General features: G+C 71.0%; 14 protein-coding genes. 7 read left to right on the forward strand and 7 right to left on the reverse strand.

Annotation, left to right across the window (positions count from 1 at the left end):
- Positions 1 to 64: 64 nt before the first annotated feature.
- Entirely contained in the window at positions 65 to 1,087 is a 1,023-nt protein-coding gene (locus tag ACZ7GZ_RS21690) for a CaiB/BaiF CoA transferase family protein (protein WP_471026463.1), read from the reverse strand.
- A 215-nt stretch (positions 1,088 to 1,302) separates the two neighbouring features.
- Here ACZ7GZ_RS21690 and ACZ7GZ_RS21695 point away from each other — a divergent pair, with 215 nt between their 5' ends.
- Positions 1,303 to 2,526, forward strand: coding sequence for a cytochrome P450 (locus ACZ7GZ_RS21695; RefSeq protein WP_471026465.1), 1,224 nt, complete (start codon positions 1,303 to 1,305; stop codon positions 2,524 to 2,526).
- Between the two features lie 217 nt (positions 2,527 to 2,743).
- On the opposite strand, the gene ACZ7GZ_RS21700 is transcribed toward ACZ7GZ_RS21695, so the two are convergent.
- On the reverse strand, positions 2,744 to 4,204 hold the full coding sequence (locus ACZ7GZ_RS21700; RefSeq protein WP_471026467.1) for an MFS transporter: 1,461 nt from the start codon (positions 4,202 to 4,204) through the stop codon (positions 2,744 to 2,746).
- Between the two features lie 181 nt (positions 4,205 to 4,385).
- Here ACZ7GZ_RS21700 and ACZ7GZ_RS21705 point away from each other — a divergent pair, with 181 nt between their 5' ends.
- Both ACZ7GZ_RS21705 and ACZ7GZ_RS21710 read left to right on the forward strand, forming a co-directional pair.
- Positions 4,386 to 4,709: a 2Fe-2S iron-sulfur cluster-binding protein gene (locus ACZ7GZ_RS21705; protein ID WP_471026470.1), complete on the forward strand. Its 324-nt coding sequence runs from the start codon at positions 4,386 to 4,388 to the stop codon at positions 4,707 to 4,709.
- The gene (locus ACZ7GZ_RS21710) at positions 4,709 to 6,004 is read left to right on the forward strand and encodes an NAD(P)/FAD-dependent oxidoreductase (protein WP_471026471.1); all 1,296 of its coding nucleotides are present in this window, start codon (positions 4,709 to 4,711) and stop codon (positions 6,002 to 6,004) included. Before ACZ7GZ_RS21705 ends, ACZ7GZ_RS21710 begins: the two co-directional genes overlap by 1 nt.
- Before the next feature lie 88 nt (positions 6,005 to 6,092).
- On the opposite strand, the gene ACZ7GZ_RS21715 is transcribed toward ACZ7GZ_RS21710, so the two are convergent.
- Positions 6,093 to 6,548, reverse strand: a complete 456-nt coding sequence (locus ACZ7GZ_RS21715; RefSeq protein WP_471026474.1) for a hypothetical protein — start codon at positions 6,546 to 6,548, stop codon at positions 6,093 to 6,095.
- Between the two features lie 149 nt (positions 6,549 to 6,697).
- Between ACZ7GZ_RS21715 and ACZ7GZ_RS21720 the strand changes: the two genes are divergently transcribed.
- A complete protein-coding gene (locus ACZ7GZ_RS21720; protein WP_471026475.1) occupies positions 6,698 to 7,819 on the forward strand; it encodes an epoxide hydrolase family protein in 1,122 nt (373 codons plus the stop codon).
- A gap of 8 nt (positions 7,820 to 7,827) precedes the next feature.
- On the forward strand, positions 7,828 to 8,955 hold the full coding sequence (locus tag ACZ7GZ_RS21725) for a winged helix DNA-binding domain-containing protein (protein WP_471026478.1): 1,128 nt from the start codon (positions 7,828 to 7,830) through the stop codon (positions 8,953 to 8,955).
- Positions 8,956 to 9,051: 96 nt separating this feature from the next.
- Here ACZ7GZ_RS21725 and ACZ7GZ_RS21730 read toward each other — a convergent pair whose 3' ends face one another.
- The 3 genes from ACZ7GZ_RS21730 to ACZ7GZ_RS21740 all read right to left on the reverse strand — a co-directional run bounded on the left by ACZ7GZ_RS21730 (position 9,052) and on the right by ACZ7GZ_RS21740 (position 13,072).
- Entirely contained in the window at positions 9,052 to 10,509 is a 1,458-nt protein-coding gene (locus ACZ7GZ_RS21730; RefSeq protein ID WP_471026481.1) for an MFS transporter, read from the reverse strand.
- Positions 10,499 to 11,962, reverse strand: coding sequence for an alpha/beta fold hydrolase (locus ACZ7GZ_RS21735; protein ID WP_471026483.1), 1,464 nt, complete (start codon positions 11,960 to 11,962; stop codon positions 10,499 to 10,501). The genes ACZ7GZ_RS21730 and ACZ7GZ_RS21735 overlap by 11 nt, the downstream gene beginning before the upstream one ends.
- 81 nt (positions 11,963 to 12,043) lie before the next feature.
- Positions 12,044 to 13,072 (reverse strand): zinc-binding dehydrogenase, encoded by a 1,029-nt coding sequence (locus ACZ7GZ_RS21740; protein ID WP_450794353.1) that lies wholly within the window; start codon positions 13,070 to 13,072, stop codon positions 12,044 to 12,046.
- Positions 13,073 to 13,274: 202 nt separating this feature from the next.
- Between ACZ7GZ_RS21740 and rfbB the strand changes: the two genes are divergently transcribed.
- Positions 13,275 to 14,255 carry a dTDP-glucose 4,6-dehydratase gene (gene rfbB, locus ACZ7GZ_RS21745; protein WP_471026485.1) on the forward strand — a complete coding sequence of 327 codons (981 nt, stop codon included), beginning with the start codon at positions 13,275 to 13,277 and terminating at the stop codon, positions 14,253 to 14,255.
- A 92-nt stretch (positions 14,256 to 14,347) separates the two neighbouring features.
- Entirely contained in the window at positions 14,348 to 14,662 is a 315-nt protein-coding gene (locus ACZ7GZ_RS21750; RefSeq protein ID WP_471026487.1) for an antibiotic biosynthesis monooxygenase family protein, read from the forward strand.
- A gap of 86 nt (positions 14,663 to 14,748) precedes the next feature.
- Here ACZ7GZ_RS21750 and ACZ7GZ_RS21755 read toward each other — a convergent pair whose 3' ends face one another.
- Entirely contained in the window at positions 14,749 to 15,837 is a 1,089-nt protein-coding gene (locus ACZ7GZ_RS21755; RefSeq protein WP_471026488.1) for a DegT/DnrJ/EryC1/StrS family aminotransferase, read from the reverse strand.

Raw genomic sequence — 15,837 nt, forward strand, 5'->3', positions numbered from 1 at the left:
CGTCGGGTGGCCGGGCGGGGCGATGGTGGACTCGCACCCCGCCCGGTTCGCGGGGCGACCGCGGTCAGCGAAGGTCCGCCTGCACCTTGCCGAAGCGCGGGGCCGGTGCGCTGGGGCCGCTTCCACGCGCCCGGTGATGGGGGTGCGCCGCGGCTTCCTCGACGTCGAGGACCGGTGTCACGCACGCCTCCGTCTCCTCGAAGTCGCGGGCCCAGTCGTCCCGGTCGCGGGTGAGGAAGCGGCGGGCGAGGACCCGGCGCAGGGAGGGCCAGTTGACGGGGTCGCCGCGGTCCGGCAGCCGCTCGGGGTCGAGCTCCAGACCACGCAGCAGCGCCCGGTAGAACCGCTCCTCCAGCGCGCCCACGGCGACGTACTTGCCGTCCGCGCACGCGTAGCAGGAGTAGAAGGGCGCCCCGCCGTCCAGCAGGTTGACGCCGCGCTCGTGCCGCCACTGCCCGGCCCGGGCCATCGCGGTCAGCATGCCGAGCATCGCGCCGGCGCCGTCCACGATCGCCGCGTCCACGATCTGCCCACGGCCCGAGGTCCCCCGCTCGTACAGGGCGGCCAGCACCCCGGCGACCAGGAACATCGCACCGCCCGCGAAGTCGCCGAGCAGGTTCACCGGTGGCACCGGCGGTCCGCCCGCCTCGCCGATGGCGTGCAACGCGCCGGTCAGGGCGAGGTAGTTGATGTCGTGCCCGGGGGTGGTGGCGAGCGGCCCGTGCTGGCCCCAGCCGGTCATCCGGCCGTAGACCAGGCGGGGATTGCGCCCGAGGCAGACGTCGGGGCCGACGCCGAGCCGCTCGGCCACGCCCGGCCGGAACCCCTCCACCAGGACGTCCGACTGCTCGACCTGGCGCAGCAGCCAGTCCACGTCCCCCGGGTCCTTGAGATCCAGCTCCATCGTGCGGCGCCCCCGGTCCAGTTCGCCGTGCCAGTCCGCGAACGACCGGGCGCCGTCGGCCCGGTCGATCCGCACCACGTCGGCCCCCAGGTCAGCGAAGATCATGCAGGCGAACGGTGCGGGGCCGATCGCCGCCAGCTCCACGACCCGCAGGCCGTGCAGTGGTCCTGTATCTGTCGCCATCTGCGGCTCCTCCTCCGTCGGAGCCGGAACGCTGCGGGGAGCTCCTTGGGTGTCGGTGGAGCGCGGATCGTGGGGCGCCGGTGGCTGCGGACACACGGGACCCGCAGCTCTGCGCGGACTCGACCACGGCCCAAGAAGGTCCCGGTCTACTGGCCCCTCGGACCCGGCCAGACGGCACTTTCCGTACGCATTCACCCACGGCGAAAGGAACCACTGTGACCACCAGCGCCACCGAGGCGGACGCACCGGCCGAGGCACAGACCTTCCCGTACGCGCGCACCTGCCCCTTCACACCGCCCACCGAGTACGCGGAGATGGTGGACAAGGACGTCTCCCAGGTCACCCTGACCGGGTCGGGCCTGCGCATATGGACGATCACCGGCTATCAGACCATCCGTGAGCTGCTCACCGATCCGCGGGTGAGCGCCTCGCGCAGGCACGACAACTTCCCGTTCTATTTCATCGCCCCGCCCGAGTACCGCACCGAGACGTCCTTCATCGGCTACGACGGCAAGGAGCACAGCTCCACCCGGCGCAAGGCGGCGCTGACGTTCACCAACCGGCAGGTGCAGCGTCTTCGGCCGCGGATCGAGGAGATCGTCGACGAGCACCTCGACAAGCTCCTGGCGCTGAAGCCGCCGGCCGACTTCCACCGGGTGTTCTCCCTCGCCGTTCCGATGACGGTGATCTGTGAGCTGCTCGGCATCCCGCAGGACCAGCACGACTTCTTCATCAAGCACGGCACGGCGCTGCTCGGCGGGCACAGCTCCACCGAGGAGCGGCAGGCGGCGATCGTCGAAGTCAACGCCTATGTGAAGGAGTTGATCCAGCTCAAGCGGCGCGAGCCGGGCGAGGACCTGCTCAGCCGGGCGATGGCCGACTACGAGGAGTCCGGCGAGGCCTACACGGACCGGGATCTCTTCAACATGGTGCGGCTGCTGATGAACGGCGGCCACGAGACCACCGCCAGCCAGATCTCGCTGGGCACCGCCGCTCTCCTGGAGCACCCCGACCAGCTGCAGCTCCTCCTGGACGACCCCTCGTTGGTGAAGTCGGCCGTCGAGGAGCTGGTGCGCTACGCCACCATCGGTGACACGGCCGTGCCGCGCGTCGCCCTCGAGGACATCGAGATCGGCGGCCAGGTCATCCGCAAGGGGGACGGCATCCTGTGCCTGGGGCTCGCCGCCAACCGCGACCCCGAGGTCTTCCCCGAGCCGCAGAGGCTCGACATCACCCGCGGCAGCCGCAAGCACCTGGGCTTCGGGCACGGCGTGCACCACTGCATCGGCGCGGACCTCGCCCGGCTGGAACTGCAGGTCGTGTGGAGCAAGCTGTTCCAGCGGATTCCCACCCTCCGGCTGGCCAAGCCGTTCCTGGAGATCCCGCGCAAGGAGGGCGCCGTGATCTACGGGCTGTGGGAGCTGCCGGTCGTCTGGTGACGCCCGGGAACCGGGGTTGCCCGGTGTGGCAGCTGGTGGGTCGGGTGGTCCGGCGATGGGCGTACCGGGCCCGGCGCATCAGGCTGCGCCCGGGGACGACGGCCCGTGGCGGGAGGGAGGCGGAACCCGGCACGGCTTCGATGACGCGGAAGGGGCCCCGGTACCGATCGGTACCGGGGCCCCTCTGTGCTGTCCGCACTCGGTCCGCTGCCCCTTCTCAGGAGGCCGGCGTCCCGGCACGAGAGCGCCGGCCCGGCACCGCGAGCGCGGCGAGCAGGCCGGCGGCCGCGAACACCGCGGCTCCGTCGAGGGCGAGGCCGTAACCGGAGGCGAGCGCGTGGGCGGAGGCCGCCGCGCCCTGCCCGGACGCCGCGTCGATGCGGTGCGCGGAGAGGGCCGCGAGGGTCACCAGACCCAGTGCGCTGCCCAGCTGGCGCGTGGTGTTGAGCAGTCCGGAGGCGAGCCCCGCCTGATGGGCGGGCAAGTCGGCGGTGGCCGCGTTCGTCGTCGCGTTGAGCACCGCGCCCATGCCGAAGCCGAGCAGTACGACGGGGCCGAGCACATCGGTGACGAAGCCGGCGCCCGCGTCGGCCCGCGCCAGCCACAGCAGGCCGAGGCAGGACGTCGTCAGGCCCGTGAGCAGCACGGGACGCGCACCGGTGCGCGGGATCAGCGAGGACACGCCCCAGCCGCCGAGCGCGATGCCCGCCGTCAGCGGCAGATAGCTCAGCCCTGTGCGCACCGGGCTGTAGCCGAGCACTTGTTGCAGCAGGAGCGTGAAGAAGTAGAAGGTGCTGAAGAGCGCCGCGATGCCGAAGAAGGCGACCAGGTTGGCGGCGGCGACCGCACGGATGCGGAAGATGCCGAGCGGCACCAGCGGATGGCGTGCGAACCGCGTCTGGATGAGCAGGAACAGGGCGAGCAGCACCGTGCCCGCGACGAGCGGCACGAGGACCGGGACGGAGCCCCAGCCGTGTGCATGCGTCTCGGCGACGGCCCAGACCACCGCCATCAGGCCGAGCGTGACGGTGAGCGCACCGGGCGCGTCCAGGCCGGGGCGCGGTCCGCGGCGGGCCGGTCCCGAGGGCACCACGGACGCCGCGGTGGCCAGCAGGACGACGCCGATGGGCACGTTGACCAGGAGGATCCAGCGCCAGGACAGCCACTCGGTGATGACACCGCCGGCCAGCACCCCGATCGCGCCCGCCGCCCCCGACACCCCGCTCCACCAGCCGAACGCCTTGGCGCGCGCCTCGGCCCCGGTGAACGTGGTGCTGAGCACGGTCAGCGTCGCGGGCGCCATGACGGCGGCGCCCAGCCCCTGGAAGGCCCGGGCCATGATCAGGGTCGCCGGGCCGTCCGCCGCGCCTCCGACGGCGCTGGCGAGGGTGAACAGGGCGGCCCCGGCCAGGAGGATCCTGCGCTGCCCGAACAGGTCGGCGAGCCGGCCGCCGAGCAGCAGGAACCCACAGACGACGACGGTGTACGCGTTGTTGACCAGCTGCAGGTTGTGCCGGTCGAAGCGCAGGTCGGCGGCGATGGCGGGCAGCGCCACATTGACCACCGAGGCGTCCAGGACGTTCATGAACTGGCCCAGGCAGCAGACGGCGAGGACAAGGCCGAGCCGGTGGGGGACGGCGGTGGGCGGCGCGGCGCCCTGCACGGTGGAAGCAGTCATGCCGCCACGCTGCGCCGCAGCGATCGACCGGAGATCGCAGCGCGGTCGAGCCGCGCGGAGCTGCCTGAGGACCGCTCAAGGGCGCCTCCAGACCGGGTGGTCACAGTCCTCTTCCGTACGCGGGCGAGGCCGGATTCCGTACCCCCCGCAGGGTGGTACGACATTCCACGAGGAGAGCGCCATGGCCAAGATCACCTTCAAGCACCCGAACGGCACCACCACCGTCGTCGATGCCCAGGCACCCAACACGGTCATGCGGGTGGCGAAGCTGAACAACATCGACGGCATCGAGGCCCAGTGCGGCGGCTCCGCACAGTGCGGGACCTGCCACGTCTATGTGGACGACGACAGCGCCGTGCCCCTGCCGCCGATGGACTCCGTGGAGGACGACGTCCTGTACGGAACGGCGTGCCCGCGCCGGGAGTCGAGCCGCCTGAGCTGCCAGCTGCCGGTCACCGAAGCCCTCGACGGGCTCCTGGTGCATCTGCCCGAGGCGCAGAGCTGATGGCCGCCCGCGGAGTCGTCGTCATCGGCGCGGGACAGGGCGGCCTCGACACGGCCGCCGCGCTGCGCGCCAAGGGGTACAGCGGCCCGGTCACCCTGGTCGGCGACGAGCCCGTGCCGCCCTACCACCGGCCGCCCCTGTCCAAGGGTTTCCTGACCGGCGCCACCGCGCGCGAGGACCTGTCCCTGCGCCCCGAGTCGTTCTTCGAGGAGCAGGGCATCTCCCGCGTGTCCGGTGACCGCGCGGAACGACTCGAACTCGACGGTCAGGAAGTCGAGTTGGCGTCGGGGGAACTCCTCGCCTACGACAAGCTGGTCCTCGCCACCGGTGCCAGGGCCCGTGTCCTGCCCCTGCCCGGTGCGGACCTGGGCGGAGTACTCACGCTCCGGGGCCTCGCCGACGCCGAGACGCTGCGGGGGCATCTCGACGGGCCGCCGCGCCATGTCTGTGTGATCGGCGCCGGGTTCGTCGGTCTCGAACTGGCCGCCACCGCCACCACGTTGGGGCACCGGGTGACGGTGGTCGAGGTCCAGTCACGCCCCCTCGCCCGCGCGCTCACCCCGCAGATGTCGGCGTGGCTCGCCGGGCGGCACCGGGAACGCGGGGTGCGCCTCCTGCTCGGCCAGGAGGTGGCCGCCCTGCACGGCGGCGCCGACGGCCACGTCGAGGTCATGGAACTGCGCGACGGCCGGAGGCTGCCCGCCGACCTGGTGGTCGTGGGCGCCGGCGCCCTGCCGAACACCCGGCTCGCCGCCGACGCGGGCCTCCTCGTCGGCGACGGCGTCATCGTCGACCGGTGGCTGCGGACGAGCGACAGGGCCGTCTACGCGATCGGCGACTGCGCCCGCTTCCCCGACCCCGGGTCGGGGCGTCACATCCGCCTCGAGTCGGTGCAGAACGCGTCCGACCAGGCCCGGTACGTGGCCGCCGCGATCTGCGGCGAGAGCGCACCGTACACCGCGGTCCCCTGGTTCTGGTCCGAGCAGTACGAGCTGCGGCTGCAGATGGCCGGGCTGACCGCGGGCCACGACGAGACAGTCACCGTCGGCGATCCCGACGGGGCCCGTTTCTCGGTGCTCTGCTTCCTCCAGGGCCGGCTGGTCGGCGTCGAGTCGGTCGGCCGGCCGGCCGATCACGGCATCGCGCGGCGGCTGCTCGCCACGGGCACGGGGCCCTCCCCCGCCGAGGCACGCAGCCCCGGGTTCGACCTGAAGGCGTTTGTCACCGGGCCGCGTCCGAACGGCTCGGCGCCGGCACACGTGCCGGGCCAGGACCGGCTGTCCACACCCGCCTGACACGGAAAGTGCCTTTCGGCCGGGTCGGCAAGACGCTCTGGGCGTCTCGCCGACCCGGCCGAAAGGCACTGCACATGACGGCTGCGGGCTAACGACTGCAGTATGCCGGCGGGGTGGCGGTCCCACGGACGGCTACGACATGGGCGGTCACAGCCCCCTGCTTGTTGCCGCTCAGGTCGTAGATGGTCGAGACTCCGGAGCTGTCGAACCGGTCGCCGACCTGGGCGGCGTACTGATTGATGTAGACCCAGCCGGTCTGTGTGCCGTGGCCGTCGGACAGGGGTTCCTTGATCCGGTAGTTGAACGCGTTCACCCCGGTCGGCACCCAGGTGCCCAGGCTCGTGCCGCCGTCGCTGATCAGGCAGGCCCTCCCACTGCGGGTGAAGAACATCTGGACGTAGTCCGTGGCGCCCGGCCGGGTCACTGTGGCTTCCCAACTACCCACGGGAGTAGTGACCTTGGTCTCCGCGCCGTGCGCCGACGCGGGCAGCGCGATCAGTGCAGTCATGGCGGCCGCCGTAGCGGCTATCGGCAGTTTCTTCATGGGGGAAGAATGACCGAAATACCTCTAGCCCTACTTGAGAACCAATGCATCGCTCCCCGCGGTGCCGACGGGGCTCGACCCCAGCTGTAGCGCGGTTCCCTAGCCTCGACGTCCGTGCAGCCGTTCCGCTTCGACCAGGAGGTTCTCGTATGACTGCGGACGTCACACCGTTCCGGATCGAGGTGCCGGAGAGCGAATTGAGTGATCTGCGCCGGCGCCTCGCGGAGACCCGCTGGCCGGATGCCGAAACGGTCGACGACTGGTCACAGGGCCCCACACTCGCCTATATGAAGGAGCTGTGCTCGTACTGGCAGCACCACTACGACTGGCGGGCGACCGAGGCGAGGCTGAACTCCCTGCCCCAGTACCGCACCACGATCGACGGCCTCGCAGTGCACTTTCTGCACGTGCGCTCGCCGCATCCGGACGCCACGCCGCTGCTGCTCACCCACGGGTGGCCCAGCAGTGTCGTCGAGTACCTCGACATCATCGACCTGCTCATCGACCCGCCGGACCCGGCCGACGCCTTCCACGTGGTCTGCCCGTCCCTGCCCGGCCACGGCTTCAGCGACAGGCCCGACGGCACCGGCTGGTCCGTGGCCCGGACCGCGTCGGCCTGGGCCGCCCTGATGGCCCGGCTCGGCTACACCCGCTACGGCGCCCACGGCGGGGACTGGGGCTCGTGGATCAGCGCGGCCCTCGGCAGCACCGACCCGGCACACCTCTCCGGGATCCATCTGACGATGCCGCTGGCGCAGGCACCCCAGAGGGAGGTGGAGTTGGATGCGCGCGACCAGGCGGCCATGGCCCGGATGAAGAGCTTCGGTGAGAGCCGCTCGGGATACGCGGTGATCCAGTCCACCCGGCCGCAGGCCATCGGCTACGCGCTGAGCGACTCCCCCAGCGGCCAACTCGGCTGGATCGTCGACCGGTTCTGGAGCTGGGCGGACCACGACGGCGACCTCGAGAAGGCCGTGTCACGTGACCGTCTGCTCGACACGGTGATGATGTACTGGCTGACCCGGACCGCCACGTCGTCCGGCCGACTGTTCTGGGAGAGCTTCGGCAAGGAACCCATGAACCCGACTTCGGTGCCCACGGGATGCTCGGTCTTCCCCAAGGACGCCTGGCTCCCCCGGGCCTGGGCGCGGGAGCGCTTCACGGACCTGCGCCACTGGCGGGACCTCGACAGCGGCGGTCACTTCCCGGCCCTGGAGAAGCCGGCCGTTCTCGCGGACGAACTACGCACGTTCTTCCGCCTCGTGCGCTGAGGAGCCACATGCCCACACGATCCACAGCAAGAGCAGGCGAGACGCTGAGCCGGGAGGCTCTGAACCGGGCCTTCCTGGACCGGCAGATGCTGTTACGCCGCGGGACCCGGTCCGTGCCGGAGGCGATCGAGCACCTCGTGGGCCTGCAGGCGCAGGCCCCGACACCGCCCTACTACGGCCTGTGGACCCGGCTGGCGGACTTCCGTCAGGACGAGCTGGCCGCCCTGCTCACCAGCCGGGACGCGGTCCGCATCGCCCTGATGCGGGGGACCGTGCATCTGGTCACCGCCCGCGACTGCCTGGCGATCCGTCCCTGGGTGCAGCCCTTCATGGAGCGCTCCTTGCGCACCACCTTCGGCAAGGAGCTGGGCGACGTCGACTTCGGTGAACTCGCCGCCGCGGGCCGCGAACTCGTCGAGGAGGAGCCGCGTACCACCACGGAACTCGGCAAGCTCCTCCAGGAGAGGTGGCCCGACCGCGCGCCCTCCACCCTCGTCAACGCGGTCCGTGCGCTGCTGCCGCTGGTCCAGGTCCCGCCTCGGGGAATCTGGGGGGCGAGCGGGCAGACCACCTATGCCACCGCCCAGATGTGGCTGGGTGCGCCGCTGGAGCCCGAGTCCGCTCCGGACCGCCAGGTCCTGCGCTACCTCGCGGCCTTCGGCCCGGCTTCGGTCAAGGACATCCAGGCGTGGTCGGGCCTGACCCGGTTGCGTGAGGTGACCGAGCGGCTCCGGCCCCGTCTGGTGACCTTCCGGGACTCCTCGGGTGCGGAGCTGTTCGACCTGCCCGAGGCCCCTCGCCCGGATCCGGACACGCCGGCCCCCGTGCGGTACCTGGCCCCGTACGACAACGCGATCCTCTCGCACGCCGACCGCACGCGGATCATCAGTGACCAGGACCGCAGGGCGATCGCGACGAAGAACGCCGTCATTCCCGGCACCATCCTGGTGGACGGGTTCGTCCACGGGGTCTGGCGGGTCGAGCAGGAGCGCTCGGCCGCCACGCTGCACGTGCAGCCCTTCAGGCCGCTGCCGGCGGCCCGGCGTGCGGAGCTCGAGGAGGAGGGCGCACGGCTTCTCACCTTCGCCGCAGACGGCGCCGAGAGCCACGACGTGCGGGTGGCTGCCGCCATGTGAGGCTGACGAAGCCACGTGCGCGGACGGGACGTGGGAACGAGAAGGGGCCGCGGGGACATCACTCCCCCGCGGCCCCTTCCCGACGACGGTCCACCGTCACCTGCGGGCCTTCGGAGCCGCGAGCGCGATGAGCATGCTCGCCGCCAGGACCCCGGCGGTGACCAGGAAGGCCAGCTCGTAGCCGCTGGAGAGGGCATGGGCGCGCGCCGTGGCGTCCGCGGGATTGACGCTCTTCATCGCCTTCGCGGTGTGGGAGTTGGCGACGGCCACGAGAATCGCGAGGCCGACGGCACTGCCCAGCGTCTGGTTGGTGTTGAGCAGACCGGAGGCGAGCCCCTGCTGGCTGTCGGGCACCTCCGCGGTCGCCGCGTTGGCCGTGCCGGTGATGAGCAGGCCGAGGCCGATGCCGAAGACGACGGTCGGGCCCAGCAGGTCAGCGGTGAAGGTGGCCGTCTCGTCCGCCTGGCCCAGCCACAGCAGGCCTGCCGCCGCCAGCGCCAGGCCGACGAGGAGCACCGGGCGGGGCCCGGTCTTGGCCACCACGGCCGAGCAGCCGCCGGCACCGACGAAGGTCGCCAGGGAAACCGGCAGATAGGCGACGCCGGTGTGCAGGGCGCTGTACCCCAGGACGATCTGGAGCTGCAGCGTCATGAAGTAGAAGGTGCTGAGCATGGCCGCGCCGGACACGAACGCCACGGCGTTCGCCACGCTGACCGAACGGCTCCGGAAGATGCTCAGCGGCATGATCGGCTGCTCGGCCAGCTTCGCCTGGTCCACCAGGAAGAAGGCGAGGAGCACCGCACCGGCGGTCAGGGCCGTCACGATCCGGGGCGCCCCCCAGCCGTACCGCTCGCCTTCGGCGATGCCGTAGACGAGGACCGCGAGGCCCAGGGTCACCGACAGCGCGCCGGCGATGTCCAGCCGGCGGCGGGCGTCCGGGTCACGTGACTCGACGACCGCCGAGGCCACCATGTACATGAGGACCGCGCCCAGGGGGATGTTGACCAGGAGCACCCAGCGCCAGGACAGCCATTCGACGATGACGCCACCGGCGAGGACGCCGATCGCACCGCCGCTGCCCGCCGCGGCACCCCACAGTCCGAACGCCTTGGCGCGCTCCTTGGGTTCGACGAACGTGGTGCTCAGAACGGAGAGCGTGGCGGGGGCGATGATCGCGGCACCGACGCCTTGCGCGGCGCGGGCCGCGATCAGCCACGCCGAGTCGACCGCGAGCCCGCCCAGGAGGCTGGCCACGGTGAACAGCGCGATACCGGTCAGGAAGAGCCGCCGGCGGCCGAAGAGGTCAGCCATGCGTCCGGCGAGGAGGAGCAGCCCGGCGAACGGGATCATGAACGCGTTGAGCACCCACTGCAGGCTGTTCTGGTCGAACGACAGGTCGTGCTGGACCGCCGGCAGGGCGACGTTCATGATCGAGCCGTCGAGTACGACGACGAGCTGGCTGAGGCAGCAGGCGGCCAGGACCAGACCCGGCCTGGCCGGGCGGACCCGGTCCGCGCGCGTGAGCCCGGAGGGCTGGATCGCTTCAGTTTCCATGAGGGGCGTTCCTCGTTCCGTCGGGGGCGATGTCGGGGCGGGGCTCCCCGGGGCAGGTGACGCGCTCGGGCGGCAGAACCCCGTTCATGAGGTAGTCGTTGACGAGACGGTCCACGTGCTCGTTGCCGGAGAGGCCGTAGATCTCGTGAGCGCCGGAGTCGACCACGGTGATCAGGTGGTGCCCCAGGCGCTCCGCCATGGCGAGACCGCCGGGATGGTGGTCCAGGGGGTCACCGTCGGCCTGGACGATGAGGCCCGTGGGGTAACCGGCACGCTGGACGCGGGTGGCCGGCTCCGGCGGATCCACGGTCCGGAAGGTGCCCACCCACGGCTGGGCGCGCATCACCCCGAATCCGTAGGGGCAGCGTTCCCGGAGGTCCCGCATGTCCCGGTAGTAGATCTCCAGGTCCGTCGGCCACAGCGTCTCGCAGGTCACCGCTTCGAGCACGGCTTCCCGGAGTTCCCCCGCCGCGTGTCCGGGCCGCCATTTGACCTGGCCGCCGAGCAGGGTCCGCACCCGGTCCGTGTCCCCCGCCTCGGCAGCCGCGGCCAACTGCGCCACCAGGTCGCCGAGTTCGGCCCACTTCGGGCGAACGGGGCTGAGGTTGCCGATCGCACCGTCGAAGGAGGTGCGCGCCGCGGTGCTGCCCGACATCGCGGCGAGCGCGGCGGCCGTCTTCTCGACGCTCTCCAGGACCAGGGCGGGGGTGGTGCCCAGGGCGAAGCGTTCGTGCCGCTCGGCGGTCCAGTCCGCCCACTTGTCGACGTTCTCCCGCACCGCGTCGGCCTGCGACTTGAACTGCCGGCGCCAGTCCCAGTCCGGGTGCACGCAGGAATCGAGCACACTGCGGTCCAGACGGTCGCCGAACATGGTGCCGTAGACGGCTCCGAGGAGCGTGCCGTAGGCCCAGCCGACGAAGCTGATCTGCTGTTCGCCGAGGACCTCACGGATCAGGTCCATGTCGCGGGCGTTGTTGCGGGTGGTGATGTGGCGGCGCAGTGCGCCGCCGGCCCGCACACAGCCCTGGTCGCGCTCCCGCATGTCGGCGGTGATGGCGGCGAACGCGGAGTCCGGCGGCCGGGAGTCGAACGCGGTGGTCGTCGGGCTGTTCTCCCCCTCGATGCGGGTGGAGGCGCCGGTACCGCGCGGGTCGAAGCCGACGAGGTCGTAGATCTCGTGCAGTGGGCTCCGGCCGAGGCGGGCCGGCAGGAGCCGTCCGAGGCCGCCGTCCCCGCCCGGGCCGCCGTTGAGGGACAGGAGCGTTCCCCGCCGCCGGCCGGGGTCGCTCGCCCGGAGCCGGCTGATCGCGAGGGAAATGCGCGGGCCGGCCGGATCGGCGTAGTCGAGGGGGGCCTCGATGTATGCGAATTCAAGGCCGTCGTCCGAAGGACTCGGAGACCAATCGGGCTGCTGCGTGAAGAAGGTGCGCAGCCCTCGCGTTTCCAGTGTCATGTACGACATGCTCGGTCGGCTTCCTCGAGGGGAGCTGGAACCTGCCCGGAGGGAGTTCAGGCCTCCGGGCAGGCCGCGTCATCAGCTCTCGGAGAGCTTCACCACGACGTTCCCCTGGTACTTTCCGCCCAGCAGGTTGAGGAGGCCGGCGGGGGCCTCGGACAGCCCGCCCTTGATGGTCGTCTGCGGCAGGACGAACTTCCCTTCCTTGAGCCACTGGCTGAAGTGCTGGTGCCAGGCCCAGATCTGCTCGGGCGTGTGGTACGTGGCGTACGGCCGCAGGACGATCTGCCGGACGATCGCCGTCATGATGTCCAGGCGCGGGAACGCGCCCTCGCTGTCGCCGACCTGTCCGGACAGCGCTCCGCACAGCGCGAAGCGGGCGTCCTGTGCCGCGACCTGGACGGCGGCCTCGAACTGCTCGCCGCCGACCGTGTCGAAGAAGACGTTGATGCCGTCGGGAGCCAGCTCCCGCAGGCGGTCCACCACCGGACCGTCGTGGTAGTCGAAGGCCGCGTCGTAGCCGAGCTCGTTGACCAGGTACTCGACCTTGGCCTTGCTCCCGGCGCTGCCGATCACACGCTTCGCGCCGCGGCACTTGGCGATCTGGCCGGCCAGCGAACCGACGCCCCCGGCCGCACCGGACACGTAGACCACGTCCGACTCGCCGACCTCGGCGATGTCCACGATGCCGTGGTAGGCGGTCGGGCCCTGCGTCAGGTAGTACTCCGGTGCGGGGTACAGGGTGGGGTCGGCCTTGTAGTACTGGCCGGCGGGCCCGACGGAGTACTCGGCCCATCCGTCCATGTTCTGCACGAGGTCGCCGACCGCGAGGTCGGGACTGTTCGACTGCACGACGGTGCCGATGCCGCCGCCCCACAGGCGCTGACCGACCTGGTAGGGGGGCATCGGGAGATCAGGGCTGGGGGTCATCAGATCCTGCATGACCGCGGTCAGCTGCATGAAGTCGTTGCGGACGACGACCTCTCCGTCGCCCGGCTCAGCAAGGTCCGCCTCCACGACGTCGAAGTGGTCCAGCGTGAGCGGGCCCTCCAGATGCTTGGCGAGGCGGACTTCCAGGCTCTTCGCTGGAATCTTGGGGGTGATCATGCCGATCTCCTTCTTGGGGGTCGGGGTCCAGCATCCTCCTGCGGCCTCGAGCCGTACTCGAGAACAAGGGGGCCCGTGTGCTCCACCTCTGCTGCACAGCGGTTCGAGTTCGCGGCCGCACGCTGTGCGCGTCCGGACCGGAACGAGGAGGTAACCCGACCATGAAGGCGCAGTTCCACATACGGGAAGAGGTGACCGCCTGATGAGCGTTCTGGTGACGGGCGGCGCGGGATTCATCGGTTCGCACTACGTACGCACCCTGCTCGCCGGCGGCTACCCCGGCCGGGACGGTGCCGAGGTCACGGTCCTCGACAAGCTCACCTACGCGGGCAACCTGGCCAACCTGCCGACAGGACATCCACGGCTCACCTTCGTCCGCGGTGACGTCTGCGACCTCCCGCTGCTGCTCAAGGTACTGCCCGGACACGACGAGGTGGTGCACTTCGCCGCCGAGTCGCATGTGGACCGCTCACTCGACGCGGCCGCGGACTTCGTCCGCACCAATGTGCTCGGCACCCAGACCCTCCTCGAGGCGTGCGTGCGCACCGGCGTGCGGCGGGTCGTCCACGTGTCCACCGACGAGGTGTACGGGACCATCGACGAAGGAGCGTGGACGGAGGAGTGGCCCCTGGCCCCCAACTCGCCCTACGCCGCGTCGAAGGCGGGCGCGGACCTGATCGCGCGGTCCTACGCACGCACCCACGGGCTCGACGTCCGCATCACCCGCTGCTCCAACAACTACGGCCCGTACCAGCACGTCGAGAAACTGATCCCACGTTTCGTCACCGGTCTGCTCAGCGGGGAGAGCGTTCCGCTGTACGGCGACGGCGGCAACGTCCGCGAATGGCTGCACGTCCACGACCACTGCCGGGCCGTCCAGCTCGTGCTGGACAAGGGCAGGCCCGGAGAGATCTACAACATCGGCAGCGGCGACGCACTCACGAACCGCCAGATGGCCGACCGGTTGCTCACGCTCATCGGCGCCGAGCCGGACCTGGTGCGCCGGGTCACCGACCGCAAGGGCCATGACCTGCGGTACGCGCTCGACGACACCAAGATCCGCGAGGAGTTGGGGTACGAGCCCACGGTCCCGTTCGCCCAGGGCCTCGCGGAGAACGTCGCCTGGTACCGGGACAACCCGGGCTGGTGGAAGCCCCTGCGGGAGACCGGTTCGGCAACCTGACTACAGCCGGATTCCAGAGCCCGCCGAGGACCGTCCCCGAAGCTGCTGCGCGACAGCCCGCCGCGTGGCAGCACGACCGAGGAGGACACACGATGGCACAGGACAAGCCGGACGGCCCGATCACCTTCGTCAACCAGTTCACGCTCACCGGGGCGCCGGAGGCGTTCGAGAAGACGTTCAGCGACACCGCGGAGTTCTTCCGGAAACAGCCCGGGCTGCTGACCTACACACTCCACCAGCACGTGGACGACCCGAACAAGTACGTCAACATCGCGCGGTGGACCGATGCCCAGGCGCTGCGGACGGCCGTCCGGCACCCGGACTTTCCCGCCCACGTCGCCGCGCTGCGCGCGAACGCGACGAGCGTGTCCAACACCTACGTGGAGCGATTCGGGTACACCGCCTGAGACCGTCCGCCGTCGTCGGCCAGAGCGAGGAGGCGGGGAGCCGATCGGCTCCCCGCCTCCTCGTGTGCCGTGCCGTCCGGCGATGGTCACCAGCCGGCCTTGACGGTCCGCACGATGTGCGCCCGGTCCTCGTCCGACACCCACCAGCCGACCGGCAGGGCGATCTGGCGCCCGGCGACGCTGTCGAGCCCGGGCAGGACCGCCCGGTAGTCCCGGGTGGCGCCGTAGAGGTCGTTGCGCTCGTGGACCTCGCTCGTGGCGATTCCGGCCTCTTTCATGCGCAGGACGAAGGCGTCGCGGTCGTCCACCTTGACGGAGTAGTACCAGAACGACGGATCGCGGTCGGGGGCCCGCTCGGTCAGCTCCAGACCGTCCACTGCGGCCAGTTCGGCGTCGTAGAACGCCGCGTTCTCGCGGTGCCGTGCGACGAGGTCGTCGACGATCTCGAGGTTCGCCAGGCCGATGGCCGCGTTGATGTCGTTCATGTTGAACTTGAAGCCGTACTCGGGGATGTCGTTCTTGAACCGGGCCGCACCGCCGTCGCGGTCGATGCCGTACCAGCGCAGCAGGCGGGCCCGGGCCAGCAGGTCGTCGTCGGGCAGCACGATCAGTCCGCCGTCACCGGTCGTGAGGTGCTTGATCGCCTGGAAACTGTAGACGCCGATGTTGCCGTGCCCGCCGAGCGGGACGCCCTTGTAGGTGGCGCCCCACGCGTCGGCACAGTCCTCGATGACCCGGGGCCGGACGCCGTGGACGCGTTCGGCCTGGTCGAGGATGCGGGCCAGGCGGTCCAGGTCGACGGGGTAGCCGCCCCAGTGGACCAGGACGATCGCCCGGGTCGCGGGCGTGATCTTCCTGGCCAGGTCGTCGAGGTCCAGGTTCAGGGTCGCCGGGTCGGTGTCCACCCACCGGATGCGCATCCCGTTCGCCATGATCGGCCAGTTGGTCGCCGTGCAGGTCAGTGCGGTGGCCAGGACCTCGCCGTTGCGGCCCGACTCCGTCGCGACCAGATGCAGTGCCAGATGCAGCCCGGACGTGGCGCTGTTGACGGTCAGGATCCGGGGGTTGTCCAGCCGGCCGGCCAGAGCGCGCTCGAACTCGTCGACCTTCGCGCCCTGACCGATGTAGCCGCTGTCCAGAACCTTGCCGACCAGCGCCGACGCCTTCTCGGACAT

The organism is Streptomyces sp. NPDC037288 (assembly GCF_055603265.1).

What these genes read in the sequence shown, in the direction of transcription:
- ACZ7GZ_RS21690 (WP_471026463.1), bottom strand. Translation starts at nt 1,087, where the DNA reads ATGGCGACAGATACAGGACCACTGCACGGCCTGCGGGTCGTGGAGCTG.
- ACZ7GZ_RS21700 (WP_471026467.1), bottom strand. Translation starts at nt 4,204, where the DNA reads ATGACTGCTTCCACCGTGCAGGGCGCCGCGCCGCCCACCGCCGTCCCC.
- ACZ7GZ_RS21705 (WP_471026470.1), top strand. Translation starts at nt 4,386, where the DNA reads ATGGCCAAGATCACCTTCAAGCACCCGAACGGCACCACCACCGTCGTC.
- ACZ7GZ_RS21710 (WP_471026471.1), top strand. Translation starts at nt 4,709, where the DNA reads ATGGCCGCCCGCGGAGTCGTCGTCATCGGCGCGGGACAGGGCGGCCTC.
- ACZ7GZ_RS21715 (WP_471026474.1), bottom strand. Translation starts at nt 6,548, where the DNA reads ATGAAGAAACTGCCGATAGCCGCTACGGCGGCCGCCATGACTGCACTG.
- ACZ7GZ_RS21720 (WP_471026475.1), top strand. Translation starts at nt 6,698, where the DNA reads ATGACTGCGGACGTCACACCGTTCCGGATCGAGGTGCCGGAGAGCGAA.
- ACZ7GZ_RS21725 (WP_471026478.1), top strand. Translation starts at nt 7,828, where the DNA reads ATGCCCACACGATCCACAGCAAGAGCAGGCGAGACGCTGAGCCGGGAG.
- ACZ7GZ_RS21730 (WP_471026481.1), bottom strand. Translation starts at nt 10,509, where the DNA reads ATGGAAACTGAAGCGATCCAGCCCTCCGGGCTCACGCGCGCGGACCGG.
- ACZ7GZ_RS21735 (WP_471026483.1), bottom strand. Translation starts at nt 11,962, where the DNA reads ATGACACTGGAAACGCGAGGGCTGCGCACCTTCTTCACGCAGCAGCCC.
- ACZ7GZ_RS21740 (WP_450794353.1), bottom strand. Translation starts at nt 13,072, where the DNA reads ATGATCACCCCCAAGATTCCAGCGAAGAGCCTGGAAGTCCGCCTCGCC.
- rfbB (WP_471026485.1), top strand. Translation starts at nt 13,275, where the DNA reads ATGAGCGTTCTGGTGACGGGCGGCGCGGGATTCATCGGTTCGCACTAC.
- ACZ7GZ_RS21750 (WP_471026487.1), top strand. Translation starts at nt 14,348, where the DNA reads ATGGCACAGGACAAGCCGGACGGCCCGATCACCTTCGTCAACCAGTTC.
- ACZ7GZ_RS21755 (WP_471026488.1), bottom strand. Translation starts at nt 15,837, where the DNA reads ATGTCCGAGAAGGCGTCGGCGCTGGTCGGCAAGGTTCTGGACAGCGGC.